Below are 25757 nucleotides of genomic sequence, written 5' to 3' on the forward strand. Positions count from 1 at the left end.
GGAGAACGGGAATGAAGAAGTTTTTTGCTTTGCTTCTCCTGCTTGCGATCGGATGGGGCGTTTATTATACCATGCAAGCACAGGAACATGATGAGCCATTGTCATCAGGTGGGGAAGACGAAAGCGGTTCAAATGATATTTATCGCAATTTTAAAGAACTGGAAGAGAACGAATCAACAAGCAGCTATCAAATTACAGCCAACCCAGTGCCTGGCAGCCGTCTTCTTGTGATGTCACCCCATGGCGGGAGAATTGAAGGCGGCGTTAGCGAGATCGTCCATTTTTTTGATAACGATTTTTCTACGTATTTATTTGAAGGTTTAAGGGAGAGTGCGTCAGAACTTCATATTACTAGCACAAACTTTGATGAACCTATCGGAGTCGCACAGGCAAAAGCACATGATTATGTATTAGCAGTGCACGGCTATAGAGGTGAGGAAGGAATTGACCATACTCTTGTAGGCGGAACCGATTACGACCGTGCAGAGAAAATTGTGAACTCATTAGAGCGGAATGGATTTTCTGCTGAACTTGCTGTTGCACACGCATCCCTAAGCGGAACGAGCAATCATAATATTAATAATCTTACAAAAACAGGGCGAAGTGTGCAGCTTGAGATCAGTAGAAGTCAACGTGAAGCTTTATTTGACAGTTTCGATTTTCGGAGGCGGTCGAGTACGAAAAATGAAGCGTTCTACCGTTATGTCAGGGCGATTCGGACGGTGCTGGATGAAGAATATACATAAGGATTGTGCACATCTTAAGACAAGCAGGGTGACTTCTTGTTACACTATAAAAAGTGATAACAAAAGGAGAGACGGATATGGCGCGTCATCATTTTCATCTTCAGGCAAACTGGCCTGGTCTGCGTAACGATGTTGGTACAATTACATGTGAGCAATTAAAAACGAAGATTTCGATTCCAAAAGAAATGGACGGCCCGGGCATCGGAACAAATCCAGATGAGATGCTCTTAGGTGCAGCGGCCACGTGTTATATCATTACACTTGCCGCCATGATGGAGCGGAGTCAATTAGAGAAAGAGGATCTATCGATGAGCTCTGAGGCCGTCGTAGATGTGACAAATGGTGTGTTTACATATGAGAAAATCATTCATCGACCTGTCATTATCCTCAAAGAGTCCGCTTCCACGCATGATATTGAACTAGCCCGTAAGCTTGCACATAAAGCCGAAAGCTCATGTATGATCTCAAGAGCTGTTCAGGGAAATGTGGACATTTCCTTAGAAGAAACCATTCAAGTCGGCCGTTAAGGCAAAAAAGTCATTTTCTCTTTTACATGGAGAAAATGACTTTTTTTATGACGTCCATTCGGTTTGATCCATTTGTTCTTTGTTTTCTTCCTTTTGTTTCTTGGACTGATTTAAGACAATCACACCGCATATCACGAGTGCAAGACCGATGAAGCCTTTCATATGAATGGTTTCGTTAAACAACACGAGCCCTACAAGAGCGGTGAGTGCTGTTCCGACGCCAGACCATGTGGCATAGGCGGATGAGAGCTCAATTGTTTTAAGTGCCAAACTAAGAAAAGTAAAGGCACATCCAAATCCGATCAGCACCCCAATACTCGGCAGCACTTGTGTAAAACCTTGCGAAAGCTTCAGCATCGTACTGCCAAAAACCTCCGTCAAAATGGCCCCTGTTAAATAGAGCATTCCTTTCATGATCTCCTCACATCCTTTATGACATATTTAAAAGTACGACCCCTAAGACAAGCATAGCCATCCCAATGATTGCTCTCTGGTTCAAGGTTTCTTTAAAAAAGAGCACGCCAAAAAAAGCCGTGAGGACGGTACCAACCCCAGACCATGTTGCGTACGACATGCTAAGTGGAATAATGTTAAGTGTTAATGACAGCATATAAAAAGCAAGTGTATAGCCAGCGACAACGACAGCACTAGGTTTAAAGCGCGTAAAGCCATTTGATAGTTTTAACATCGCGGCCCCAATTGCTTCTGAAAAAATGGCAACAGCTAAAAAAAGATATCCGAGGATCATCATCATCCCTCCTCTAATATGTGTAAAATCCGATGAAGTAAAAGGGTTTTTTCCTCTCGGTTCAGTGGTTCAAGCTGAAACATCTCTGAAAACCATATCCCATCACATGCAAGGCGGATCAGCTGGCTCAGCGCAGGATCGTTTATTTCCTCAGCTGCTTTCTCTTTGAACTCCGCATAAAAATCACGCCAAGGGTTCAATAACGCTTCATCAAATGACATAGTGGCCAGCATGCTTGTACATAACTGGGTCGTATTTTGCATATCAAGATCATTTAATGTCGCCAAAATATATGCACGTACATAAGGAGCCTTTTCGTTTTTGTATGTTTCCTGATACGACTCGAGCTGCTGACGAAAGCAGACAATCGCGTGCTCATTCATTTTTTGGATGAGCTCTTCCTTGCTTGAAAAATGATAAAGCAGGCCGGCTTTGGTCATATTTGCATGCTCTGCTACCTGCTGAAGGGTCAGCTGACTTAATCCTTCTTTTAAAATTGTACGAGCAGCTGCCTCAAAAATTTGTTCTTTTTTGGTTTTAGACATAAAAAAACACCTACTTTACTGAACGGTCGGTAAAGTAAATGTTAACCCATGAAAAACTAGTGTGTCAATTGATTCATTTTATGAAAGGATGTTTTCACTAAATAGTCATATTTAATAATAAGGGTATGGTCCATATGGCGGATATGGCGGTGGATAAGGATATCCATATCCTGGAGCGAGCAGGGATCCAGCAAGTAGTCCTCCGGCAAAACCACCTAAAAATGGAGGTCCAAAAAATCCAGGTCTACCATAACCGAAGCCAGGTCTTCCAAACCCAAAGCCAGGGCGTCCAAACCCAAAAGGTCTTCTCATGTCTTCTTGAATAAACGGCGGTGTTTCAAAATAATTCATAAAAAAAGGCTCCTCTCACATAAAATCACTGTAACTGACATCAGTGTATGCGAATGGCCTACATGTGTTTGGGTGACCGCCTAATATAAGGAGGAATGTCAAAAATGGGCCTGTATCCATCTGATTGGGCAAAATGTCCGCCGCATGCTCATGCATATAAAGCACGTACGGATGTAACAGAAGAGCATTATCATTTAATAGAAGGTATTTCTCAGCCTGTGAATGGAAGCAGTACCGATCAGCATACTCATTTTTACCGCGGAATCACATCTTTTGAGAGAGGGCATTTCCACAGATACTACGGCATCACAGGGCCTGCGATTCCGAGAGTGGATGGAACGCATTATCATGAGATCGAGGAAGTCACCTTTTCTGCCTATAATGATTCTGTCCCTATCCCATATGGTGGTGTCGTTTATAGTCCAGATGAAGAGCGGCCAACCCATACGCACCGTTTGAAAGGAAAAACATATGAAGTGGTGGGAAATGAACCAATCGGCTGGTGATGGGCAGGGCAGTATATAGGAGTGAAAGAGAAGTTGTGCTATACTGTAGGCAGTTTGTAAAAGAGAGTGATGTTATGAAAAAAGCGAAACAACCAGTGATTGTGTTAGTAGGACCGACGGCTGTCGGGAAAACAAAGCTGAGCATTGATATAGCCAAAGCATTTAATGGAGAGATCATCAGCGGGGATTCTATGCAGGTTTATAAAGGAATGGATATTGGAACAGCGAAAATCACCCCTGAAGAAATGGATGGCGTCCCGCACCATCTAATTGATATGAAACAGCCGGATGAATCATTTTCTACAGCTGAATTTCAGCAGCTTGTCCGTTTGAAAATCAAAGAGATTGCGGGTAGAGGAAAAACGCCAATGATTGTCGGCGGAACAGGTCTGTATATTCAATCTGTTTTATATGATTACACATTTACCGAAGAGAAAAGTGACCCCGCCTTTAGAGAGGAAATGACGCTGTTTGAACAGCAGCATGGGCCGCTTCAGCTGCACGAAAAGCTAAAGGCAGTAGATCCTGACGCTGCAAAAGCGATCCATCCGAATAACGTCCGCCGTGTGATTCGGGCGCTAGAGGTGATACATACAACCGGTCAAAAAATGTCTGAGATGCAAAACGGGCATCAGGAAGTTCCTCTTTACGACACAGCCTTCATTGGGCTGAAAATGGAGCGAGAGCTTTTGTACGAGCGCATTCATCAAAGAATTGATATCATGTTAGATGAAGGCTTAATGGAAGAAGTGAGAGCGCTATATCAATCTGGTTTGAAGGATTGTCAGTCTGTTCAAGCAATTGGTTATAAAGAACTGTATGCCTATTTTCAAGGTGACTGCTCTCTTAATGAAGCCATCGAGCAATTAAAGCAAAATTCCCGGCGATATGCGAAGCGTCAGTTTACGTGGTTCCGTAATAAAATGGATGTCACCTGGTTTGATATGACACCACCTTGCCACTTTTCAGACAAAAAAGAGGAAATTTTCGCATATATAGCAGGAAAGCTTGGACTTAAAGCGAAACTGTAGTTATCAGAATCAAGGAGGACGAAACATGAAACCGATTAATATTCAGGACCAATTTTTGAATCAGATCCGCAAAGACAATACATTTGTCACCGTATTTTTACTGAATGGCTTTCAGCTTCGCGGTCAAGTGAAAGGATTTGACAATTTCACAGTGCTGCTTGAGACAGAAGGGAAGCAGCAGCTTATTTATAAACACGCCATTTCTACATTTGCACCTCAAAAAAATGTAAATCTAGAATTAGAATAGGACAATTTGTACCTAATAGCCCCATGCATCTGCGAATAAACCGGCCGGAACCCGCTACGTTTTTTGTCAGTGCAGAGGGGCTATTTTGTATGCCGTGAAACTTTTCTGGCCATTTTGTGTATGATTCCTTATTGGACTTTTAAAAAGGTGAGGGGATTTATATGGAAAATGCAGAACTTGAATTAAGAAGGATTAGAGTGATACTCCTTTTGATTGGAATCGTTGTCTTATTTGGATCTTGCGCCATCTCAAACATCGAAACGAGACAAGAAAATTGGCAAAACGATTCTTATCAAAATGACGAGGATCATGTAAAAGGCATTTTACAATCGTCTGTTGCGCTAAAAAATAATCACTTTGCTGTTGTGAAAGATGATGAAGTACATGTGTATCAGTTTGATGAAAAAGAGGGGAAGCTAAGCACGTCAATTTACAAATGTATGTGAAGTCGCTACACTATAATCATGCATCAGACATCTAGACAGAAAAGGATGAGTTCATGACACACAAAATTAAAATTAATCACTGGGAACAAACTTGTGAAGACGACTCCTGTTTCGAATATGGAACAAGCGTTTCTGTAAATGGGAAAGAATTAGTGAGAGAAGCTTCAATCGTCTCTGCGCTTGAAGAGGTGCTAAAAGAATTGGGTGTTGAAGTGGAAATAACAGAAGTGTCAGAAGATTTACAGTGCGATGCCTACAAAAAATAAAACAAAAAGTCTAGTCTACTAAGCGATTTTTTTTCGTGTTATGATAGATTTCGGTTTCAGTTGAATAGGGAGTAGGGCAGTCTATTTTTAGATCCTGCTCTGCTCTATTTATTTGAACGTACGAGTTCGGCTATGAATGTTCGGCCGGGTTGGTTGATTTTTTTCGTTTCGAACATCTATATGTTGTGTTTTAAAAAAACATAGTATACTATATATAGTGAATAACGAAATGATCAACAATACTAAAAACTAGGTCGTGATGGAATTGATTCAAATCGTATTTGATTCAAAAACAGGAAATGTTCAACGCTTTTTGGACAAGACCCCTTTTACAGACAAACAAAAATTGACTGGAGAAGAGTTTTTGGATACGCCGTTTATTCTCGTCACCTTTACGACAGGATTTGGACAAGTCCCTAGTACCACTCAGTCCTTTTTAGAGAAAAATGCTCACCTTTTACTAGGTGTAGCAGTGAGTGGCAACAAAGTGTGGGGAGATAATTTTGCAAAAAGCGCCGATACGATTTCTAAACAATATCAAGTTCCTATTTTGCACACCTTTGAACTAAGCGGAACAAAAAGGGATGTTGAATTGTTTACACAGGAGGTAGAAAGAATTGTCACAAAATCAGGTTCCGAAGTGGATACAATTAAATAACGAGATTATGATTCAAAAAGAAGGAAAGTTTCAGTTCGATAAGGACAAAGAAGCTGTACATAGTTATTTCGTAGATTATATTAATCAAAACACGGTCTTCTTTCACAACTTAGAAGAGAAGATTGATTACTTAATAGAAAACGACTACTATGAGGAAGAATTTTTAAGGCAATACAGCATGGCAGATATTAAAGAAGTATTCGAAGCTGCATATGCCAAAAAATTTAGATTCCCATCATTTATGAGTGCGTTTAAGTTTTACAATGATTATGCACTGAAAACAAATGATAAAAAGAAAATTCTTGAACGCTATGAAGACCGCATTTCAGTTGTGGCTCTTTTCTTCGCGGGCGGAGACAAAGAAAAAGCACTTGAGTTTGTAGAACTAATGATCAACCAAGAATATCAGCCAAGTACTCCAACATTTTTAAACGCTGGACGTAAAAGACGCGGTGAGCTTGTGAGCTGCTTCTTGCTTGAAGTGAATGACTCTTTAAACGATATTTCAAGAGCGATTGATATTTCCATGCAGCTTTCGAAACTAGGCGGCGGCGTCAGTTTGAACCTGTCAAAACTTCGTGCGAAAGGCGAAGCAATCAAAGATGTAGAAAACGCGACAAAAGGTGTCGTAGGCGTGATGAAGCTTCTTGATAATGCATTCAGGTATGCAGATCAAATGGGACAAAGACAGGGATCAGGCAGTGCCTACCTCAATATTTTCCACAGAGATATCAATGATTTCTTAGATACGAAAAAAATCTCTGCTGATGAAGATGTTCGTGTGAAAACACTTTCCATTGGTGTTGTCATCCCAGACAAATTTATCGAGCTTGCAAGAGAAGATAAAACAGCTTACACTTTCTATCCGCACACAGTCTATAAAGAATATGGACAGCACCTTGATGAGATGGACATGGAAGAAATGTATGACGAGCTTGTAGAAAACCCGAAAGTTAAAAAAGAAAAAGTCAATCCGAGAAAGCTTCTTGAAAAATTGGCTGTTCTACGCTCAGAATCAGGCTATCCATATATCATGTTCCAAGATAATGTGAATAGAGAGCATGCACTGAACCATATTTCACGTGTGAAATTCTCAAACCTTTGCTCAGAAGTGCTTCAGGCTTCAGAGGTATCTTCTTACACGGACTATGATCAAGAAGATGAGATCGGTCTGGATATTTCTTGTAACCTTGGTTCATTAAATATCATGAATGTCATGAAAAACAAATCAATTGAAAAAACAGTCAAGCTTGCAACAGACTCATTAACGCTTGTATCTGAAACAACGGATATTCGCAATGCACCGGCTGTTAGAAAAGCAAACAAAGCAATGAAATCAATTGGGCTTGGCGCGATGAACCTTCACGGGTATTTAGCTCAAAACCAAATGGCATATGAAAGTGAAGAAGCAAGAGATTTCGCTAATACGTTCTTTATGATGGTGAACTATTACTCGATTAAACGCTCAAGTGAGCTTGCAAAAGAAAAAGGAGAAACATTCCACCGTTATGAGGGTTCTGGCTATGCAACTGGTGAGTACTTTAATAAATACGTGGAGAATGATTTCACACCAAAAACAGAAAAAGCGGCAGCACTATTTGAAGGCATGCACATTCCAACAAAAGAAGACTGGGAAGCACTTAAAGAATTTGTAGCGGAAAATGGGATGTACCATAGCTATAGATTATGTATTGCACCAACAGGTTCGATTTCTTATGTTCAATCGGCAACAGCATCTGTTATGCCAATTATGGAACGTATCGAGGAAAGAACATACGGCAACAGCAAAACATATTACCCAATGCCAGGTCTTTCAGCGCAAAACTGGTTCTTCTATAAAGAAGCGTACGATATGGACATGTTTAAAGTGGTCGATATGATCGCAACGATTCAGCAGCACGTCGATCAAGGTATCAGCTTTACATTATTCCTGAAAGATACGATGACAACGCGTGACTTAAACCGCATCGATCTGTATGCACACCATAAAGGCATTAAGACACTTTATTATGCAAGAACGAAGGATACAGGGCAGGAAGGCTGTCTTTCTTGTGTTGTTTGATTAAAGGAGAGTTTAACGTGACAAAAATTTATGATGCAGCCAACTGGTCAAAACACGAAGACGATTTTACACAAATGTTTTACAACCAAAATGTGAAGCAGTTCTGGCTTCCTGAAGAGATTTCCTTAAACGGGGATCTCTTGACATGGAAGTATTTAGGTGAAGAAGAGCGGGATACGTACATGAAGGTACTTGCTGGACTGACTTTACTTGATACAGAACAAGGAAATACAGGTATGCCGATTGTGGCAGAACATGTAGACGGCCATCAGCGTAAAGCGGTGTTGAACTTTATGGCGATGATGGAAAATGCGGTACATGCGAAATCATACTCAAATATCTTCATGACACTTGCACCAACTGAAACCATTAGTGAAGTGTTTGAATGGGTCAAGAAAAATAAATTCTTGCAAAAGAAAGCTGATATGATTGTAAGTCTATACCGTTCGATTCAAAAGGATGATCCTATTTCCTTGTTTAAAGCAATGGTTGCTTCTGTTTATTTAGAAAGCTTCCTATTTTATAGCGGCTTTTACTACCCGCTTTATTTCTATGGACAAGGAAAGCTCATGCAAAGTGGTGAAATCATTAACTTGATTTTGCGCGACGAAGCGATTCACGGTGTGTACGTTGGGTTATTAGCGCAAGAAATTTACAACAAACAAACACCTGACGTGCAAAAAGAGCTATATGATTTCTCCATTGATTTGCTGAACGAGCTTTATGAAAATGAGCTTCATTACACTGAGGATATTTATGACCAAGTCAATTTATCGCATGATGTGAAAAAGTTCATTCGTTACAATGCCAATAAAGCGTTAATGAACCTTGGATTTGCCCCTTACTTTGAAGAAGAAGAGATTAACCCGATTGTATTGAACGGACTCAATACAAAAACAAAGTCACATGATTTCTTCTCAATGAAAGGGAACGGCTACAAAAAAGCAACAGTTGAGCCGTTAAAAGATGACGACTTCTTCTTTGGAGATGAATCATAAGTAAAACGCAAAAGTCAAAACGCATCACTCGTTTTGGCTTTTTGCCATTTCTTACAACGTGTTACAAACAACTGGAGGTTACCGAACATGGGAAAAATGGATGAAATCATTTTAGTCGCACCGCGCAAACGTGTTTTCCAAAACGAAACACTTGCGTTTAATGGGGTGAATAGTGAAGAGGAAACAATCAAAACGATCATGAAAGAAATCGAAGAGCACTTCGAGCAGATGCGAAGAGGGGATGCAGAAGAAAATCCTGACTTCAAACAGCCGATTCCTTATGTCGTCATTAAGCGTGAAGACGAAGTGTATGTATATGAAAGACTTCAAGGCGGGGGAGAGACAAGATTACATCATAAGTTATCTCTTGGTTTTGGCGGTCATATGAATTTTATCGAAGGAAAAGATTTTGCAGAGATCCTAAAAGAAAATACGGATCGTGAGCTGGACGAGGAACTTTCGATTCAAGAAAAAGACAAACTTGAGATGAAAACCCTTGGATTAATCAATGATGATGACAACAGTGTCGGCCGTGTGCATATTGGGCTGTTATCAGCCCTTGAATTATCACCTGGTGCTCATGTGGAAGTAAAAGAAACAGATCAAATCTCAGGAAAATGGATGAAAGTAGCTGACTTGAAAAAGCCTGAATACTTCGATCGTCTTGAAACGTGGTCTCAATTTGTCGTGAACATCTTAGCATAAATCAATAAACAACAAACCGGCTCTGCAGATGACTTGAGCCGGTTTGTTTCGTTATAACAGCTTCAGTTTATTGGAAAACGAATGCGTCGTGACCGGCCTGCTTCAATCTGGCTACGAGGTCATCCGCATTTTGCTTTGAACGAAAAGCCCCAGCTTGCACCCGGAACATACTGCCTCGTAGTACGACTAATGCTTCGAATCCTTTGGATCTAAGTGTGGCAGCCAGTTCATCAGCATTGGCTTTCACCTTGAAAGCCCCTGCCTGCACTTTATAAAGATTACCTGCTTTTTTTTTCAACTGAAAGGCCTTCTCTAATCCATTGGCATGAGCGCGAGCGATGCCTTGAAGGAAGGAAGCATTGCGGAGCTTATTTGCATCAGCTGTCGTATCAATGAAACCGTTCTCTGTTAAAATAGCGGACATAGAAGTTTCCCGAAGAACGTGGAAGTTTGCAGTTTTCTTGCCGCGGTCGGCAAAATCAACCGAGCGGACAATTTCATCATGAAGGGCATTGCGATACGTGGTTGTCGGTGCTGAAACGCCAGGATACACATAACTTTCAAAACCTGTGCCCCCGCCAGCATTAATATGAATAGACACGAAATAGTCAGCTCCCCAGCTATTTGCGGCATTCGTACGCTGGGATAAAGTGACGGATTGGTCAATTGAACGACTTAAGCGGACGGAAACCCCATCATATTCACTAATCAAGATATCTCTTAGTAAAAGCGCAATTTGAAGTGTTATATTTTTCTCCAAAAGTCCATTAGCAGCAGCTCCAGAATCTGTTCCTCCGTGGCCAGGATCAATAAAAATTTTCACCATCTATTCATCACCTCGTCTTTATTTTATGAGAAAACAGAAGAATTGCCTGTACAAAATGCGGAAATCATTGGGACCCTTTTCTGCATCATTTGTGATCAAAAAGCTACATTTTTCTAAGAAAAAGCAAATTGTTGGTTTGTCCGCCCAAAATGGATGAATACAATAGAGATAGCACATCATTTCCTGGGAAACCGCAGAAATCCCTACAATAACAGGTATCTCGGGTCATTTTGACAGCAAACTTGGGCTTAAGCGGGCGATTGTCACGATTACAGCTCCACCCGAATAGAATAAAGAGAGAAGAGCGAGAGGTGAATACGTTGGAGCGAGCTGTCACATATAAAAACAACGGCCAAATCAATATTATACTTAACGGACAAAAGCAAGTATTGGTTGATGCAGATTCAGAGGCAGAATACCTAGAAGCCTTGCAGAAAAATGAGGCAAAACACAGCATCTTACGGGAAATAGAGCGTGAAATGAACAGCCTTGTCGGTATGGATGAAATGAAACGAAACATAAAAGAGATTTATGCCTGGATTTTTGTCAATCAAAAAAGACAGGAACAAGGATTAAAGGTAGGAAAACAAGCGCTTCATATGATGTTCAAAGGGAATCCAGGCACAGGGAAAACAACGGTTGCGAGGCTTGTCGGAAAGCTATTCTTTGAAATGAATGTCCTCTCAAAGGGGCACTTAATAGAAGCCGAACGCGGTGATCTCGTCGGAGAGTACATTGGGCATACTGCGCAGAAAACAAGGGATTTAATTAAAAAATCACTAGGCGGCATCTTGTTCATTGACGAAGCCTATTCTCTTGCCCGCGGAGGAGAAAAAGATTTTGGGAAAGAAGCGATTGATACCCTTGTTAAACATATGGAGGATAAACAGCACGAATTTATTCTCATCCTTGCTGGTTACTCTAAGGAAATGGATCATTTTCTGTCTTTAAATCCCGGCCTTCAATCAAGATTTCCAATCAATATCAGCTTTCCTGATTATACAGTCGATCAGCTTATGGATATTGCAAAACGAATGATGGCTGACAGGGAATATGTCTTTACCCAAGAAGCAGAATGGAAGCTGCGAGATTATTTGATGCACATTAAAAGTACCACAAGCCCTGCAAAATTCAGCAATGGCCGGTTTGTGCGAAACACCATTGAGAAGGCCATTCGAACCCAGGCGATGAGGCTGCTTCTTGTTGATCATTACGATAAAAAAGATTTGCTTACCATTAAAAGTCACGACCTTCAAATGAAAGAGGATACGCCTTCTTGAAATGGCGTATCCTTTTTGTGAAGAGACGCTAAAATAAAGCCTCCGAATAGTGGTATACGTGTGATGTGTTTGGTATGATGGTACTACTGAAAACTTAAGTACAGAAAGGAAACAACTGACGTTGAATGAACACGAAATGACTGAAAAAGCGATCCTTGTCGGCTGTCAATTGCCGCATGTAACGGATGAACGCTTTCAATACTCAATGGAAGAATTAGCTTCCTTAACCAAAACAGCTGGCGGTGAAGCTGTCAGCGTGATGACGCAGAAAAGAAATAGACAAGACAGCGCAACATACATCGGAAAAGGGAAAGTAGAAGAGCTTGAAGTACTTTGCGAGGAATTAGCATGTGATGTCATTATTTTTAACGACGAGCTTTCTCCAAGCCAGTTAAAAGCTTTGGCGACTGCCTTAGATGTGAAAATTATTGATCGTACCCAATTGATTTTAGACATCTTTGCTAAAAGAGCCCGTACAAGAGAGGGGAAGCTGCAAATAGAGCTTGCCCAGCTTCAGTATGCCTTGCCGAGACTAAGTGGACAAGGGATCAGCCTCTCAAGACAAGGGGGCGGAATTGGCGCAAGAGGTCCAGGTGAAACAAAACTTGAAACAGATAGACGCCATATTCGAAACCGTATTCACGAAATTAATGGGCAATTATCTACAGTCAAAGAACACCGAACAAGATACCGAGAACGACGGAAGAAAAATGGTGTTTTCCAAATTGCCATTGTCGGGTATACGAATGCCGGAAAATCCACTTTGTTTAACCAGTTAACAGATGCTGATAGTCATGAAGAAGATTTGCTGTTTGCGACACTTGATCCAATGACACGTAAGATGACATTAGAATCTGGCTACAGTGTGCTGATTTCAGATACAGTTGGTTTTATTCAAGACCTTCCAACAACACTCATTGCCGCATTTCGCTCCACACTCGAAGAAGTGAAGGAAGCAGATTATTTGCTTCATGTGATCGATTCTTCTAATGAGGATTACGAAGGACACGAACGGACGGTTCATGAGCTTTTGGAAGAATTAGAAGCAGACCGTATTCCTATGCTGACCGTCTATAACAAGGAAGATCAAATCAGACCGGATTTTATCCCATCTTCAAAGCAGCGCCATATTTTAATCAGTGCTAGACGCGAGGAAGACGTGAAGCGATTAAAGGCAGATATGATGGCTGAGCTGAAAAAAGACTTTTTAAAGCCATATCATGTGAAGATTCCAGCGTATGAAGGGAAGCTCATATCCGCATTAAAGTCAGAAACCCTCGTGGAATCATTAGCATTTCAAAAAGAAGCAGAGCTTTATGACATCACCGGATTTAGTGGTGAGGAGCAGACCATATTAGGTCAAATCAAGAAGTATATGTTGTAGGAAAGGAACTAAATGAAGATGTTTCACACTTTAAAACATGGCACCATTTTAGAAAAAGTAGCAGCAGAAACAGAACAAGAGATTTTACACATGCATCAGCAAATTGATCAAAAGAGCGAACAAAATGAGTGGCGGGTTCTTGAAAGCTACCGAAAGCATAAAGTCAGTGACTCTCACTTTAATCCGACAACTGGATATGGCTATGATGATATGGGGAGAGACACATTGGAAAAGATCTATGCGGATGTATTCGGAGGAGAAAGCGGCCTTGTGCGCCCGCAAATTATTTCCGGAACACATGCGATTTCCATTGCCTTATTCGGTGTGCTAAGACCAGGCGATGAATTGATCTACATGACAGGGAAGCCATACGACACCCTAGAAGAAATTGTCGGGATTCGCGGGAAAGAAGGGACAGGCTCATTAAAAGACTTCAAGATTGACTACAAAGCCATTGATTTGCGCCAAGATGGATCAGTTGATTACGACAAAGTAAAAGAGTCTATTTCCTCTAAAACAAAAGTCATTGGCATCCAGCGTTCAAAAGGCTATGCTTCAAGACCCTCCTTTACAATTGAAGAAATCGGACAAATGATTTCATTTGTGAAAGAGATCAATGAGGAAATCATTGTGTTTGTTGACAACTGTTATGGTGAATTTACTGAATTACAAGAGCCGTGTCATGTTGGAGCAGACCTCATGGCCGGTTCTCTCATTAAAAATCCAGGCGGCGGTCTTGCCAAAACAGGCGGCTACATCGTCGGAAAAGAGAAATGGGTAGAAGCTTGTTCTTATCGAATGACATCTCCAGGCATCGGCAGTGAAGCGGGTGCATCGCTGTATGCGCTCCAGGAAATGTATCAAGGATTTTTCTTAGCACCACATGTCGTTGCGCAGAGCTTAAAGGGTGCAGTGTTTACGGCTCGTTTTCTTGAAAAGCTTGGGTTCCAAACAAACCCTGCGTGGAATGCGAAAAGAACGGACTTGATTCAATCTGTAGAATTTGGAGATCCTAAAAAAATGATTGCGTTCTGCCAGGCCATTCAATATGCATCTCCGATCAACAGTCACGTCACACCGCATGCAAGCTATATGCCGGGCTATGAGGATGATGTCATTATGGCAGCTGGCACTTTTGTGCAAGGAGCTAGTATCGAATTATCAGCCGATGGTCCGATCAGGCCTCCTTATACCGCCTACGTTCAAGGCGGCCTCACGTATGCCCATGTGAAAAATGCGATTTGCAGTGCTGTAGATGCCTTATTAGAACAAGGTTTTATCGAAGTACCTGCTCAATAAAAAAATCCATGTTAATATTCCTAACATTTCGTTGACACATAATATAACATGACATATAATAAATTTAAGCAAAGAGGAGGAGACAGTTGAGATGAGTGATAACATTCGCCGCTCAATGCCTTTATTCCCAATTGGGATTGTCATGCAGCTAACAGAATTATCTGCAAGACAAATTCGCTATTATGAGGAAAATGGTTTAATATTTCCAGCAAGAAGTGATGGGAATCGCCGATTATTTTCTTTCCATGATGTTGATAAATTACTAGAAATTAAAAACCTCATCGAACAAGGTGTAAACATGGCAGGAATTAAAAAACTTTTTGCCAAAGCTGAGGCGGAGAATCCTGCGTCCGAAACAAAGACTGAGGAGAAAACCACAGCGAAGCACAACTTGACAGATGATGAACTCAGGAAGCTACTGAAGAAGGAACTCATTCAGGCTGGACGTTTCCAACAAGGAACGACCTTTAGGCAGGGGGATATGTCAAGGTTCTTCCGTTAACAGATTAGCAAAAGCATTGCTATAAACATTTTACCTTTTGTAGGGGAGGAGTTTTACGAAATGGCAAAGTACACAAGAGAAGATATCGTAAAATTAGTAAATGAGGAAAACGTAAAGTACATCCGTCTGCAATTTACAGACATTCTCGGAACAATTAAAAATGTTGAGATTCCTGTGAGCCAGTTAGAAAAAGCTCTCGATAACAAATGTATGTTTGACGGTTCATCTATTGAAGGGTTCGTACGTATTGAAGAATCAGATATGTACCTATATCCAGATCTAAACACATTTGTTATTTTCCCTTGGACAGCAGAAAAAGGTAAAGTTGCACGCTTTATTTGTGACATTTATAAGCCGGACGGGACACCATTTGATGGAGACCCTCGTAACAACTTAAAGCGTGTCTTGAAGGAAATGGAAGAACTAGGATTTAGTGATTTCAACCTTGGACCTGAGCCAGAATTCTTCTTATTTAAACTAGATGAAAAAGGCGAGCCAACGCTTGAACTAAACGATAAAGGTGGATACTTTGACCTTGCACCAACAGATCTAGGCGAAAACTGCCGCCGTGATATCGTACTAGAGCTTGAAGAAATGGGCTTTGAAATTGAAGCATCTCACCACGAAGTAGCACCTGGACAGCATGAAATTGATTTCAAATATGCAGGCGCGATCCGTTCTTGTGATGACATTCAAACGTTCAAACTCGTTGTCAAAACCATTGCAAGAAAGCACGGTCTTCATGCGACATTTATGCCAAAACCATTGTTCGGTGTAAACGGATCTGGTATGCACTGTAACCTATCATTATTCAAAAATGGCAAAAACGCATTCTTTGATGAAAAAGCAGATTTACAATTAAGCGAGACGGCTAGACACTTTATCGCAGGGATCGTCAAGCATGCAACAAGCTTTACAGCGGTCACAAACCCTACGGTGAACTCTTACAAGCGTCTTGTACCCGGTTATGAAGCACCTTGCTATGTTGCATGGAGTGCACAAAACCGCAGTCCATTGATCCGTATCCCTGCATCACGCGGCATCAGCACACGTGTAGAAGTGCGCAGCGTAGACCCATCTGCAAACCCATACCTTGCACTAAGCGTATTACTTGCAGCAGGTCTAGACGGAATCAAAAACAAACTGGACGCACCAGCGCCAATCGACAGAAACATCTATGTCATGGACAAAGAAGAGCGTCTTGAAAACGGTATCTCTGACCTACCTGCAACACTTGCAGAAGCGCTTGAGCTGCTGAAATCAAACGAAGTCATGATCAGCGCACTAGGCGATCACTTATTCGAGCACTTCATCGAATCAAAAGAAATCGAATGGGATATGTTTAGAACCCAAGTACACCCATGGGAACGCGATCAGTATATGTCCCAGTATTAATAGAGAAACGTTGACTTAATAGGGTTTAAGAAAAGAATTTGGTGGTCAAATTTATAGTGACCATAACCAAAAAAAGGTTTGACCACTTTTTGACCACCAAATTCAATAAAAATTTCAACTCAGAATTGAGTTGATGTAATTCTCGAAACTGTCCACAGATTTATTTTCGAGTTTTTCACTTATATGAGCATATACGTCAGAAGTTATGCTTATATTTTTATGTCTTAATCTTTCTTGGATGAACTTCATGCTTTGGCCAGCTTCTAGCAAAAGAACGGCATGAGTGTGTCTTAGTCCATGGATTGGGATATTTTCTATTTCATCTTTTTTTAATATTCTTTTTAGAGCATTGAAGAGGGAGGACTTTGGTAAAGGATCTCCTTTTTCTCTGCAGAAAACAAGGTCTAGATCATGATCATATATTTCATTAAAGACCATTTTGTTATCGTTGATCCAATTCATATGAGCGTGAAGTTCCTTTGCAAGAGATTCAGTAATCTTAATTGTCCGTTCCGAGTGGTATGTTTTTGTGTTTCCGAATGCTTCTTCACCAGGTTCTCTTTGGAAGTCTGGTGATTTATTTATTGTCATTGGTGTTATGTCTTTTAGCTTAATCTCTTTGAAGTAGGGGGGGAATTTTTTCGAAATTTCTCTTGTAAATATTAAATGTGTTTTTTGCAACTTTTCCTTTTTTATAGACTTCTAACCATTCGATAAAAAAATGTTTTAAAGTTGTTTCTACGCCACCAACTTCAATATCACTTCTAAGCAATTCTTCATGTTTTGAAACAGCAACTTGCGCTTCTTTTTTGTACTAAATCCACCTTTAGAAAGCTCTGTTATTTCTTGTGTTACTGGATCCCTATGTTTAATTCTGTACTGCCATGTTGTTCCTCTTTTAATGCACTCTACATAAAACATACCTTTTATAGATAAGCATTTTTGCATTTTGCGGGATACCGAAAACTTTATAAATGAACACCCCGACTTTACATATGTTGTAAATATCATGTTAAAATTATACAAAGGAAATGATAGCAAGGGGGTAATGGGATGTCGAGTTTGATTTCCTCTGTAGATGTAGCAAACACTCTCAACAAATGGTATTTACATATTAAAAAGAGGGAAGTTTCACAAGCAGTAGAGTTGAGGGATGAGATTCAAGATATGTTAGGCGAAATGGAAGAAAATCAAGATGTTTTACTCTATTTCAATATTCTTGATTACAGATTTAAGGTACTTATGGAAGATTTAGTGGGGCAACCAACAATAACAGAAAGTGAAAGAGTCAAAACAGATGACATGCTAAGGTTTTACTTTTATCTTTTCAAAGGTATGTATGAGAGTGCAAAAAATAACTATTCAGAAGCTCTAGTCCTATTCAGAGTAGCTGAAAGACAATTGGACAAGGTTCATGATGAAATTGAAAAAGCTGAGTTCCATTATAAAATTGGCACACTCTACTATTTCAATAAGGTCACGCTACTTTCTCACCATCATCTACAAACAGCAAAGGACATCTACAAAGGTCATGAAGGCTACAGCATACAGACCATAAACTGTAATATGTTGTTGGCACTGAATTTGATTGATGATGGTAGACTAGACAAAGCTGAAAGAATGCTTTTGGAGTGTGTTGATAGACTGATTGAGAAGAATGATAAGAGATTGTTAGCGTTGGCTTATTATGATTTAGGATTTCTCAAAATTCAGGATGACCACCATATAGAAGCAATTGAATATTTCAACAAAGCAATTTCCGCAGATGATCTAAAACAGTCAGCTCCTGTTTCTTACTTACAATGTGCGTATGAATTTGCAAGATCAAGTTATAAATCAAATCAGTTGGACCAGGCAATAAGTTGGGTTGCTGAGGGGAAAACCTTTTCTAGAGAACAGCAGAATACAAACTTTATTCTGAAATTCAATATCCTTGAGAAATGTTATACAACACCACGGGAAAGCTATGAGGGCATCAAGAAAGGGCTATGTCTTTTGGAAGAAAGAAAAGCATATGTTGATATTGAGGCATTAGCTCCTGATGTTGCCTCCATATACAAAAAGTTAAATCTTTATGAAGAGAGTAACTACTTCTTGGAATTGGCTTTGAAATCTTGTACGCTTATAGGAAAGGAGGTCATATGATCATGAAAAAAATAATGTTGATTATTAGTACTGCTTTGCTTATAGGCACAATTCTTGGAATGCCTGTTTTTCAACATACTCAGGCAGATGCTAAAAGTGATACAGTGTTACTTTCCTCAAGAGGTGCAGGATCATAAATAAGGTGTTAATTGATCGCTACAGAGGTTTAATGGTTGAAAATAGATAAAATGGATTAAAGTATGAGACTCCTTATGGTATTCTAGTAAAAGAATATGCCATTAAAGGAGTCTTTTTCATATGAAGATATTAGACGCTCCTTCCCTGATATCAGCTGTAGAGAAAAGATCGAAGGTATATCAACAGCTTAGGGAAGAAATAACAGATTTGAAAAAAGCATTAAAAAGTGTATCGGGATTAGGTGATGAATTTACTGGAAAAGGTGCAGATAATATCAAAGCTTTTTATAATGATCTTGCGCTATATACGGACACTTATCTTGATTTTATCGATATGCAAAAAGCTTTTTTAGATGGGGTGAAAGGAAAGCTTGATGATGAATCATTAGGCGGGAGTACATTTATTGATGAGCATTTCTTAGACGCTCAATTGAAGCAAGGCATTCAGAACAATAAAGATATGGTCAAGGAACAAAAAGAAGCCCTCACAGCTATTTTTGACGATATCAGTGATTTAATGGATTTACGCACATTTTCCAGCAAAGAGGTAGATGAGCATTTAGATGATGCGAACAAAAAAAGAAAAGATGCAATTGAGGCAGTACATAAATTAGATCATGCACTAAAAACAGAATACGAAAAATCAGAAGCGATTGAGAAACATCTTGCAACTTTTTATACAAAAATGATGGCTGCAACAGGAAAAGGAAAGAATGCTCAGCCAATGTATTATGATGCAAAAGCATTTCATAAGACAGATGTGTACAAGAACCATGATAAAATTGATGCTCAAGTGAAAGCATATTTAAAGGTGAAAAAAGAAGAAAAAGAGAAACGAAGAATCAAAGAATTGAAGGAAAAGCTCAATGATCCTTCGTGTATATCAGAAGAGAAATACTTTGAGATTGTAGACGAAATTGGATATGAGAATCTTTCTTACGATCAAAAAATGTATTACAGCCAGCTTCTCCAAATCAAAGCACAGGAAGAAACATCAAATGTCTTCATTGATGGTGTAAAAGGCGCAGCAGTTGGTATATATGATGTGGCAAAGGATACAGTGACCGGAATATATGATCTTGTCACTGACCCTGGTGGGGCTGTAGAATCAGTTGTGACAGCTGTTTCACATCCAATTGAAACATCGAAAGCAATTGGGAAATCTATTTCAGACTCATTTCAAAAAGAGGTCATTGAAGGTGATGCCTACTCAAGATCACACTGGTTTGCCTATGCCGCAGGCTCTCTAGCAGAAATTGCTTTTGGTTCTAAAGGTGCAGGAGCCATTACAAAAACGGGGACATCTGCAGCAAAAACAACCGTTAAAAAAGGACTTGAACAAGGGGCAAAATCAATAGATAATGCCTCCATTCCGAATCTATTGCCATACTCACCAAAGTTTCAAATAGCTGGTGGGGGGAGACTACCGTATAACGTTTTTGACGGGGAGAATATCAAAAATAAACTTCTTTCCATGGCAAAACGTTTAGATAATAATTCAGGCTATGGAATCTCCAAAACGGGAAGGCGATTACCAGCACCTAAATCACCACCGACCGTCGTCAAATACGGAGATCATTATGTAAGGTGGAAACGCAAAAAAGTATTAAAACCAAATGTCGTTTATTCAACTAAGCAAGGATACACCTACACAACAGATCACTACGGACGCATTGTCAAAGTTGAAGCAAGTGATTTAAAATACGGAGAGGTCAAAAGAAACCAATACGCCCAATCCAATTCAGGCAAGCCAGATCGATTACTAAATGATGATGGAGGTCATTTAATCGCATCTATTTTTAAAGGTTCTGGGGATATTGATAACCTGCTTCCGATGAATTCACAGATCAACAGAAGTGGTGGGAAATGGTACACTATGGAACAGGAATGGTTGGTTGCACTAAAAGAGGTTCCACCTCAACGAGTAGAAGTTATTATTGAGCCTATCTATAAGACTGATTCATTAAGACCCGTTAGTTTTTCAGTTGAGTATAAAATTGGAGAACGGTATATTACAGAATTAATTAAGAATCAACCTGGAGGTTAAGATTTATGGAATCATTAGATCGTTATTACAAAGAAATAGCAGAATCAATTAATGAAATAATACCATGTGATTGGGATAAAGTTTGGATGTACGCAGAAATACTTGATGATTCTGCAGGGATTACTTTTTATTTTACTGAACCTAATAGTGAAGAGTTAATATTTGGACATGATATTTCAAAAAAGTATGAAGTAAGTAAATCTATTTATAATAGTTTACTATTCGAACTAAGTGAAATTTTTGAAGAGTTGAAAAAGGAATATACAAAAAATGGTTTAGGTGCTTGGACAACAGCTACTATCGAGCTGGAGAAATCGGGAAAATTCTCAATTGATTATGGATACGAAGATATTCTCAATATAGGGCTTTATGGTATTCAGAGAATAGAGGTTTGGGAATATGAGACTTTTGGACTTCTACCTGAAAATGAAAAAAATAAAGAAATTGTGTTGAATCATATTAAAAATAAAAAAGAAAACAACTAACGCAGTGCCCTCCAAATTAAAGGAGGGTTTTTGTATACCAATATTTACATCGAACAAAAGTTCTTGAAACACATTCGCAAAGAATGTATGTTCTGTTGCTATTTCATCATTCAAAAAGGAGTGATTGTATCCTGAGAGACAGAGGTCCGATTAAATGGACAGCTATTATGTGACCTGAGCATGTTGCACGACTAAAACACAATTTAGCAGAAACAAAAAAAGATAAAATCAACAATTGCCTATACGGTGGTCTATATGATATTGCCAAAGATACAGTAGTTGGAATCTACGATCTTATGACAGACCCCGGGGGTGCCGTTGAATCGGTCGTAACGGCTGTTTTACATCCAATTGTAACATCCAAAGCGATTGGAAAATCGATTTCAGACTCATTCCAAAAAGAAGTGATTAATGGTGATGCATATTCTCGATCACATTGTTTCGCCTATGCGACTGGCTCTCTAGCAGAAATCGTCTTTGGTTCTAAAGGGGCAGGCACCATTACAAAAACGGGAACAACAGCAGCCAAAACTACAGTGAAGAAAGGTCTTGAACAAGGAGCACAATCAATAGACAGAGTCTCTATTCCTCGCCTGTTGCCATATTCACCAAAGTTCCAAATGGCAGGTGTCCCTAAACTGCCTTACAATGTTTTTGACGGAGAAAATCTCAAAAATAAACTCCTCTCCATGGCAAAGCGTCTAGACAACAATTCAGGATATGGAATCTCTAAGACAGGCAGACGATTACCAGCACCAAAATCACCGCCGACCGTTGTTAAATATGGAGATCATTATGTCAGATGGAAACGCAAAAAAGTATTAAAACCAAATGTTGTCTATTCAACCAAACAAGGCTACACATACACAACCGATCACTATGGACGCATTGTCAAAGTCGAAGCTAATGATTTAAAATACGGAGAGGTTAAAAGAAACCAATACGCCCAATCCAATTCAGGAAAGCCTGATCGATTACTGGATGATGATGGAGGGCATTTAATTGCGTCTATTTTTAAAGGATCTGGGGATATTGATAACCTACTTCCGATGAATTCACAGATTAATCGCAGTGGTGGGAAATGGTATCAGATGGAGCAGGAGTGGTTGGCAGCCTTGAGGAAAGATCCACCTGAGACAGTGTCAGTTTCCATAGGAAGCATTAGATATGAAGGAGATTCTATGCGACCAACTTTATTTAAAATTAAGTATAAAATTGGAGATCGGAGAGTTAAAAAGGTATCGATTGAAAATAAGTCAGGAGGTTAATTCAAATGGAAATGGAACCATCGAATGAAGTTTATCAAGAAATTTTGAATACAATAAATGAAATAATACCTGTTGATTGGGAGAATGTTTTGCTATATGCGGAAATTCTGGATGACTCTCGTGAAGTTTATTTTTTCTTTAATACAAACAAACAACAAGAATATATTTATTCTCATGATATTCCTGATATATTTGAGGTCAGTGAAAATATATATGATGACTTATTAATTAATTTACAGGATTCTTTTAAGAAACTCAGAGATGAATTTAAAATTAACGAGCAAAAAGCTTGGACAAATTTAACGCTAAAAATCAAGAATAGGAATCAATTTGCCATTGATTTTAATTATGATGATGTATTGAACTCTCATTACAATACCTATCAACGAATGGCTATTTGGGAATATGAAAATTTGGGAATTTTCCCTGAAGATGAGGAAGATAAAGAAATTGTGTTGAATTATATTAAAAATAAAGAAGAAAACAACAATTAGTTCTTTACCCTCCAAATTAAGGAGGGTTTTTGTATACCTGTATTTATATTTTTCATAAGAACCTCTCATTTCCCTTTATTTAAACCGATAAACCGTCACTTCACAATCACCCAGTACCTCTTCAATCATGTCTTCGACAATCGTCCAATCGCCGCCCGCCAATCCGCAGCCGATCCCATAAGGAATGGCAATAGAAGTTCGATTTTTCGCTTCATTTGTCTTTGTCCCTGTATTTTTTAGGCTTTGAAAGCAGCTGCGTAATGCTTCGTAATCTGTCTGTTTTACTTTTCTTCCGTACACAGCTTGAGCAAATAAGTTGGCAATTGTTTTTCCGTCGCTTGTTGTGATGAGCTGAACGGAACTTAATAAATCATCTCCTTGTTCTGAACATAAACGTTTATAGTCTTTATACACATTTGGATATTTGCTTTTGATCTGTTTGGCTAATCCAGCCTTTACAGTTCACCTGGTGACAGATGATGTCTTCACTTGCCTCTAAGATGTTGCCATCCACCGTTTTGATCATGTTATTTAATAGCGAAAATGCTTTTGATGAGTTTAGTTTATTTGAAGACACTTCACAATGATCTGATTGTCAAAGGTGGTGCATGTCATCTAAAATATGGAGAGACTAAAAATACGAAATAAAGCAGAAACAGTGAGGAGAGCCTAATGAATCAATTAGAAACGAATCGGTTAATTCTTAGACCATTTTGTGATGAAGATGCAGCAGGAATGCTAGATTACTTGTCTAATCCAAGAGTGAATTGTTTTCTTGATGATCAAATCTCTACATTAGAAGAAGCTGCCGCTAAGGTGCAAAAAAGAAAAGCAGATCACTCTTATATAGCAGTTTGTTTAAAAGAAAGTCAACAGATCATCGGTGAATTATTTCATTTGAAAGAGGAGCCTGACACGTATTCGATAGGCTGGAATTTCAATGCAGCATATGAAGGGAAGGGATATGCGCGTGAGAGTGCTGAAGCTCTCTTGTCATATTTATTTGTGGAAAAGGGGGCGAGGCGGCTTTATGCATACGTAGAGGATGATAATGACCGCTCACAAACATTATGTGAGCGATTAGGGATGCGGAAAGAAGGCCTTTTTCTTGAGTTTATTTCATTTACTACATATGAGGATGGCACACCTAAATATGAAAACACCTATCAATATGCTTTGCTGAAAAAGGAATGGGAGCAGCATCACTCTCAATAGTCTCAGCTACGAAAGGGTTTTGCATCTTGATATCAAGATGACAACGAAGTGACAAAAATGTGAGATGATCCCTCTATTTTGTTCGCTCGATCGATGTAACGGACATCTTTTTTCATTTATCCTTTTCATAAATCGAGTAAAAGGAATGAAATGAGATGCAGGAGTATAATGAACGGTTGTTTAGATCGATCAATCAGCTCAGTATCGATCACGATTATTTGAATCCGTTGCTGATTGGATTAGCTGAATATACAGTGCTGTTAGTAGCGCTCATGCTTCTTGTCATGTGGTTTCAAAATCGAGGCAGAAAAAATAGGATGGTGGTCATATCTGCTGGACTTACTTTCACATTGGCAGAGGTACTTGGGAAAGTCGCTGGATTCTTTTATTCTAATCAGCAGCCCTTTGCAGAATTGAGTCATGTCAATCTTCTGATCCATAAGGAAGTGAACAACTCTTTTCCGAGTGATCACACGATTTTTATTTTTTCTATTTGCCTGATCTTTTGGCTGTTTCATAAACGGCATATTTATTGGCTTTTTATTGCAAGCGCTGTTGGATTTTCAAGAATTTGGGTGGGGGTTCATTATCCATTTGATGTCTTAGCGGGTGCTGTCATAGCATGTTTAACAGCGGTCGCTGTTATTGGTTTGCCGATATTCCAAAAATTTATTGATGCCATCCTGTCATGTTATGAATGGCTTGAACAGAAATGTGTAGGGAAGAGAACTGAATAAAATGTTGCAAAAAACACCCCAATCTGTTATGGAATCAGATCGGGGTGTTGATTATTTTCGCCAAAATGTTGAACAATCCGCTTTGTCTTCGATATTAAATTCGATGATTTTTTTAAGTAGAGGATAATCAATGGGCAAGCTTTCTTTCATGCGAAACATCTTTTTCCCATGATCATAACCAGCTTGTACAATTTCAGCTGAAAAGTGATCAATTCCTTTTCCTGTTGCTTATATATTCTTCAAAAACATGTATGATGTTTTATCCTCCATTTCCATCGACCTCATAAGCCTCAGACGGGATCCGAATCCTAAACATAGGCTAGGGCAACACGTTTCCCTAAGGAATTTCACCTGTCTCAGCCTTTATGCTTTTCGGTGCTTCTGAAACCCTTGCCCTGCGACCTGTCAGCTGCAATTTGTTTTACGGCTTTTTTTCCCTGCTAGAGCTACTGAGACACTGAAGTTCTTGGTCATATTATATAGAGAAACATAACAAAAGAACGATGATCTTTTGCTTTTAATCAGAAAAAAGACGGAATTTTTAGCGCAAACATCATTGACTAGGAGAAAGAAACGCATTTCAAAGGAAACGGTTATTGAAGATTCAAGTGATTCATATTAAAATGATGTCAAATGGGCTAATTAGCAATTGCTAATAGAAGTTCCATATTTAGTGAAATCATGTCATGTAGCTGAAGGTGATTGGG

Annotated in this window: 30 protein-coding genes and 2 pseudogenes; 24 read left to right on the top strand and 8 right to left on the bottom strand. The window is 39.4% G+C overall.

Going from position 1 to position 25757, the window contains the following annotated elements; all coding sequences use genetic code 11:
• Positions 1-11: 11 nt before the first annotated feature.
• Both ACSLGF_RS01265 and ACSLGF_RS01270 read left to right on the top strand, forming a co-directional pair.
• Complete coding sequence (locus ACSLGF_RS01265) at positions 12-746, top strand: poly-gamma-glutamate hydrolase family protein (protein WP_456001638.1); 735 nt, start codon at positions 12-14, stop codon at positions 744-746.
• A 77-nt stretch (positions 747-823) separates the two neighbouring features.
• Positions 824-1273, top strand: a complete 450-nt coding sequence (locus ACSLGF_RS01270) for an OsmC family protein (protein WP_456001640.1) — start codon at positions 824-826, stop codon at positions 1271-1273.
• Positions 1274-1318: 45 nt separating this feature from the next.
• On the opposite strand, the gene erbB is transcribed toward ACSLGF_RS01270, so the two are convergent.
• The 4 genes from erbB to ACSLGF_RS01290 form a co-directional block, all read right to left on the bottom strand.
• Entirely contained in the window at positions 1319-1687 is a 369-nt protein-coding gene (gene erbB / locus ACSLGF_RS01275; RefSeq protein ID WP_099725764.1) for an SMR family multidrug efflux transporter EbrB, read from the bottom strand.
• A 16-nt stretch (positions 1688-1703) separates the two neighbouring features.
• Positions 1704-2021 carry an SMR family multidrug efflux transporter EbrA gene (gene erbA, locus ACSLGF_RS01280; protein ID WP_456001642.1) on the bottom strand — a complete coding sequence of 106 codons (318 nt, stop codon included), beginning with the start codon at positions 2019-2021 and terminating at the stop codon, positions 1704-1706.
• Between the two features lie 2 nt (positions 2022-2023).
• Positions 2024-2566, bottom strand: coding sequence for a TetR/AcrR family transcriptional regulator (locus ACSLGF_RS01285; protein ID WP_456001644.1), 543 nt, complete (start codon positions 2564-2566; stop codon positions 2024-2026).
• A 111-nt stretch (positions 2567-2677) separates the two neighbouring features.
• Positions 2678-2917 (bottom strand): spore coat protein, encoded by a 240-nt coding sequence (locus ACSLGF_RS01290; protein ID WP_099725761.1) that lies wholly within the window; start codon positions 2915-2917, stop codon positions 2678-2680.
• Positions 2918-3021: 104 nt separating this feature from the next.
• Between ACSLGF_RS01290 and ACSLGF_RS01295 the strand changes: the two genes are divergently transcribed.
• From ACSLGF_RS01295 to ACSLGF_RS01335, 9 genes are all read left to right on the top strand, one after another.
• Positions 3022-3423: a YmaF family protein gene (locus ACSLGF_RS01295; protein WP_456001646.1), complete on the top strand. Its 402-nt coding sequence runs from the start codon at positions 3022-3024 to the stop codon at positions 3421-3423.
• Positions 3424-3497: 74 nt separating this feature from the next.
• On the top strand, positions 3498-4454 hold the full coding sequence (gene miaA / locus ACSLGF_RS01300; protein WP_456001648.1) for a tRNA (adenosine(37)-N6)-dimethylallyltransferase MiaA: 957 nt from the start codon (positions 3498-3500) through the stop codon (positions 4452-4454).
• Between the two features lie 25 nt (positions 4455-4479).
• Positions 4480-4701: an RNA chaperone Hfq gene (gene hfq, locus ACSLGF_RS01305; protein WP_003211269.1), complete on the top strand. Its 222-nt coding sequence runs from the start codon at positions 4480-4482 to the stop codon at positions 4699-4701.
• A 161-nt stretch (positions 4702-4862) separates the two neighbouring features.
• Entirely contained in the window at positions 4863-5147 is a 285-nt protein-coding gene (locus ACSLGF_RS01310) for a YmzC family protein (RefSeq protein ID WP_456001650.1), read from the top strand.
• 53 nt (positions 5148-5200) lie between these two features.
• Complete coding sequence (locus ACSLGF_RS01315; protein ID WP_456001652.1) at positions 5201-5413, top strand: hypothetical protein; 213 nt, start codon at positions 5201-5203, stop codon at positions 5411-5413.
• A 265-nt stretch (positions 5414-5678) separates the two neighbouring features.
• Positions 5679-6071, top strand: a complete 393-nt coding sequence (gene nrdI / locus ACSLGF_RS01320; RefSeq protein ID WP_456001654.1) for a class Ib ribonucleoside-diphosphate reductase assembly flavoprotein NrdI — start codon at positions 5679-5681, stop codon at positions 6069-6071.
• Positions 6031-8133, top strand: coding sequence for a class 1b ribonucleoside-diphosphate reductase subunit alpha (gene nrdE / locus ACSLGF_RS01325; RefSeq protein ID WP_456001656.1), 2103 nt, complete (start codon positions 6031-6033; stop codon positions 8131-8133). Before nrdI ends, nrdE begins: the two co-directional genes overlap by 41 nt.
• Positions 8134-8150: 17 nt before the next feature.
• Positions 8151-9131 (top strand): class 1b ribonucleoside-diphosphate reductase subunit beta, encoded by a 981-nt coding sequence (gene nrdF, locus ACSLGF_RS01330; RefSeq protein ID WP_035700843.1) that lies wholly within the window; start codon positions 8151-8153, stop codon positions 9129-9131.
• A gap of 87 nt (positions 9132-9218) precedes the next feature.
• On the top strand, positions 9219-9836 hold the full coding sequence (locus ACSLGF_RS01335) for a hypothetical protein (RefSeq protein WP_456001658.1): 618 nt from the start codon (positions 9219-9221) through the stop codon (positions 9834-9836).
• A 67-nt stretch (positions 9837-9903) separates the two neighbouring features.
• On the opposite strand, the gene ACSLGF_RS01340 is transcribed toward ACSLGF_RS01335, so the two are convergent.
• Entirely contained in the window at positions 9904-10662 is a 759-nt protein-coding gene (locus ACSLGF_RS01340) for an N-acetylmuramoyl-L-alanine amidase (RefSeq protein WP_456001660.1), read from the bottom strand.
• A gap of 320 nt (positions 10663-10982) precedes the next feature.
• Between ACSLGF_RS01340 and spoVK the strand changes: the two genes are divergently transcribed.
• The 5 genes from spoVK to glnA all read left to right on the top strand — a co-directional run bounded on the left by spoVK (position 10983) and on the right by glnA (position 16522).
• A complete protein-coding gene (gene spoVK / locus ACSLGF_RS01345; protein WP_024424083.1) occupies positions 10983-11942 on the top strand; it encodes a stage V sporulation protein K in 960 nt (319 codons plus the stop codon).
• A gap of 121 nt (positions 11943-12063) precedes the next feature.
• On the top strand, positions 12064-13326 hold the full coding sequence (hflX, locus tag ACSLGF_RS01350; RefSeq protein ID WP_456001662.1) for a GTPase HflX: 1263 nt from the start codon (positions 12064-12066) through the stop codon (positions 13324-13326).
• An 18-nt stretch (positions 13327-13344) separates the two neighbouring features.
• Positions 13345-14625, top strand: a complete 1281-nt coding sequence (locus ACSLGF_RS01355; RefSeq protein ID WP_456001794.1) for a methionine gamma-lyase family protein — start codon at positions 13345-13347, stop codon at positions 14623-14625.
• Positions 14626-14716: 91 nt separating this feature from the next.
• Positions 14717-15127: a MerR family transcriptional regulator gene (locus tag ACSLGF_RS01360; RefSeq protein ID WP_034324181.1), complete on the top strand. Its 411-nt coding sequence runs from the start codon at positions 14717-14719 to the stop codon at positions 15125-15127.
• A gap of 60 nt (positions 15128-15187) precedes the next feature.
• Positions 15188-16522, top strand: coding sequence for a type I glutamate--ammonia ligase (gene glnA, locus ACSLGF_RS01365; protein WP_456001664.1), 1335 nt, complete (start codon positions 15188-15190; stop codon positions 16520-16522).
• A gap of 114 nt (positions 16523-16636) precedes the next feature.
• Here glnA and ACSLGF_RS01370 read toward each other — a convergent pair.
• A pseudogene (locus ACSLGF_RS01370) lies at positions 16637-17443 on the bottom strand (tyrosine-type recombinase/integrase).
• Positions 17444-17575: 132 nt separating this feature from the next.
• Between ACSLGF_RS01370 and ACSLGF_RS01375 the strand changes: the two are divergent.
• From ACSLGF_RS01375 to ACSLGF_RS01400, 6 genes are all read left to right on the top strand, one after another.
• Complete coding sequence (locus ACSLGF_RS01375) at positions 17576-18667, top strand: Rap family tetratricopeptide repeat protein (protein ID WP_456001666.1); 1092 nt, start codon at positions 17576-17578, stop codon at positions 18665-18667.
• 2 nt (positions 18668-18669) lie between these two features.
• On the top strand, positions 18670-18804 hold the full coding sequence (locus ACSLGF_RS01380) for a hypothetical protein (RefSeq protein WP_456001669.1): 135 nt from the start codon (positions 18670-18672) through the stop codon (positions 18802-18804).
• A 121-nt stretch (positions 18805-18925) separates the two neighbouring features.
• Positions 18926-20851 (top strand): T7SS effector LXG polymorphic toxin, encoded by a 1926-nt coding sequence (locus ACSLGF_RS01385; RefSeq protein ID WP_456001672.1) that lies wholly within the window; start codon positions 18926-18928, stop codon positions 20849-20851.
• Between the two features lie 5 nt (positions 20852-20856).
• The gene (locus ACSLGF_RS01390; protein ID WP_367307605.1) at positions 20857-21336 is read left to right on the top strand and encodes a TIGR01741 family protein; all 480 of its coding nucleotides are present in this window, start codon (positions 20857-20859) and stop codon (positions 21334-21336) included.
• A 296-nt stretch (positions 21337-21632) separates the two neighbouring features.
• On the top strand, positions 21633-22604 hold the full coding sequence (locus tag ACSLGF_RS01395) for a DNA/RNA non-specific endonuclease (protein WP_456001675.1): 972 nt from the start codon (positions 21633-21635) through the stop codon (positions 22602-22604).
• Between the two features lie 5 nt (positions 22605-22609).
• Positions 22610-23098: an antitoxin YezG family protein gene (locus tag ACSLGF_RS01400; RefSeq protein ID WP_456001678.1), complete on the top strand. Its 489-nt coding sequence runs from the start codon at positions 22610-22612 to the stop codon at positions 23096-23098.
• 75 nt (positions 23099-23173) lie between these two features.
• Here the strand turns inward: ACSLGF_RS01400 and ACSLGF_RS01405 are convergent, their stop codons facing one another.
• Positions 23174-23512: a macro domain-containing protein gene (locus ACSLGF_RS01405; protein ID WP_456001681.1), complete on the bottom strand. Its 339-nt coding sequence runs from the start codon at positions 23510-23512 to the stop codon at positions 23174-23176.
• 258 nt (positions 23513-23770) lie between these two features.
• Between ACSLGF_RS01405 and ACSLGF_RS01410 the strand changes: the two genes are divergently transcribed.
• Complete coding sequence (locus ACSLGF_RS01410; protein WP_456001684.1) at positions 23771-24313, top strand: GNAT family N-acetyltransferase; 543 nt, start codon at positions 23771-23773, stop codon at positions 24311-24313.
• 155 nt (positions 24314-24468) lie between these two features.
• Positions 24469-25050, top strand: a complete 582-nt coding sequence (locus ACSLGF_RS01415) for an undecaprenyl-diphosphatase (RefSeq protein ID WP_456001687.1) — start codon at positions 24469-24471, stop codon at positions 25048-25050.
• A gap of 51 nt (positions 25051-25101) precedes the next feature.
• On the opposite strand, the pseudogene ACSLGF_RS01420 reads toward ACSLGF_RS01415, so the two are convergent.
• A pseudogene (locus ACSLGF_RS01420) lies at positions 25102-25272 on the bottom strand (iron chaperone); the annotation flags it as partial.
• Positions 25273-25757 lie beyond the last annotated feature (485 nt).

This window comes from Bacillus sp. A015 (assembly GCF_053851875.1).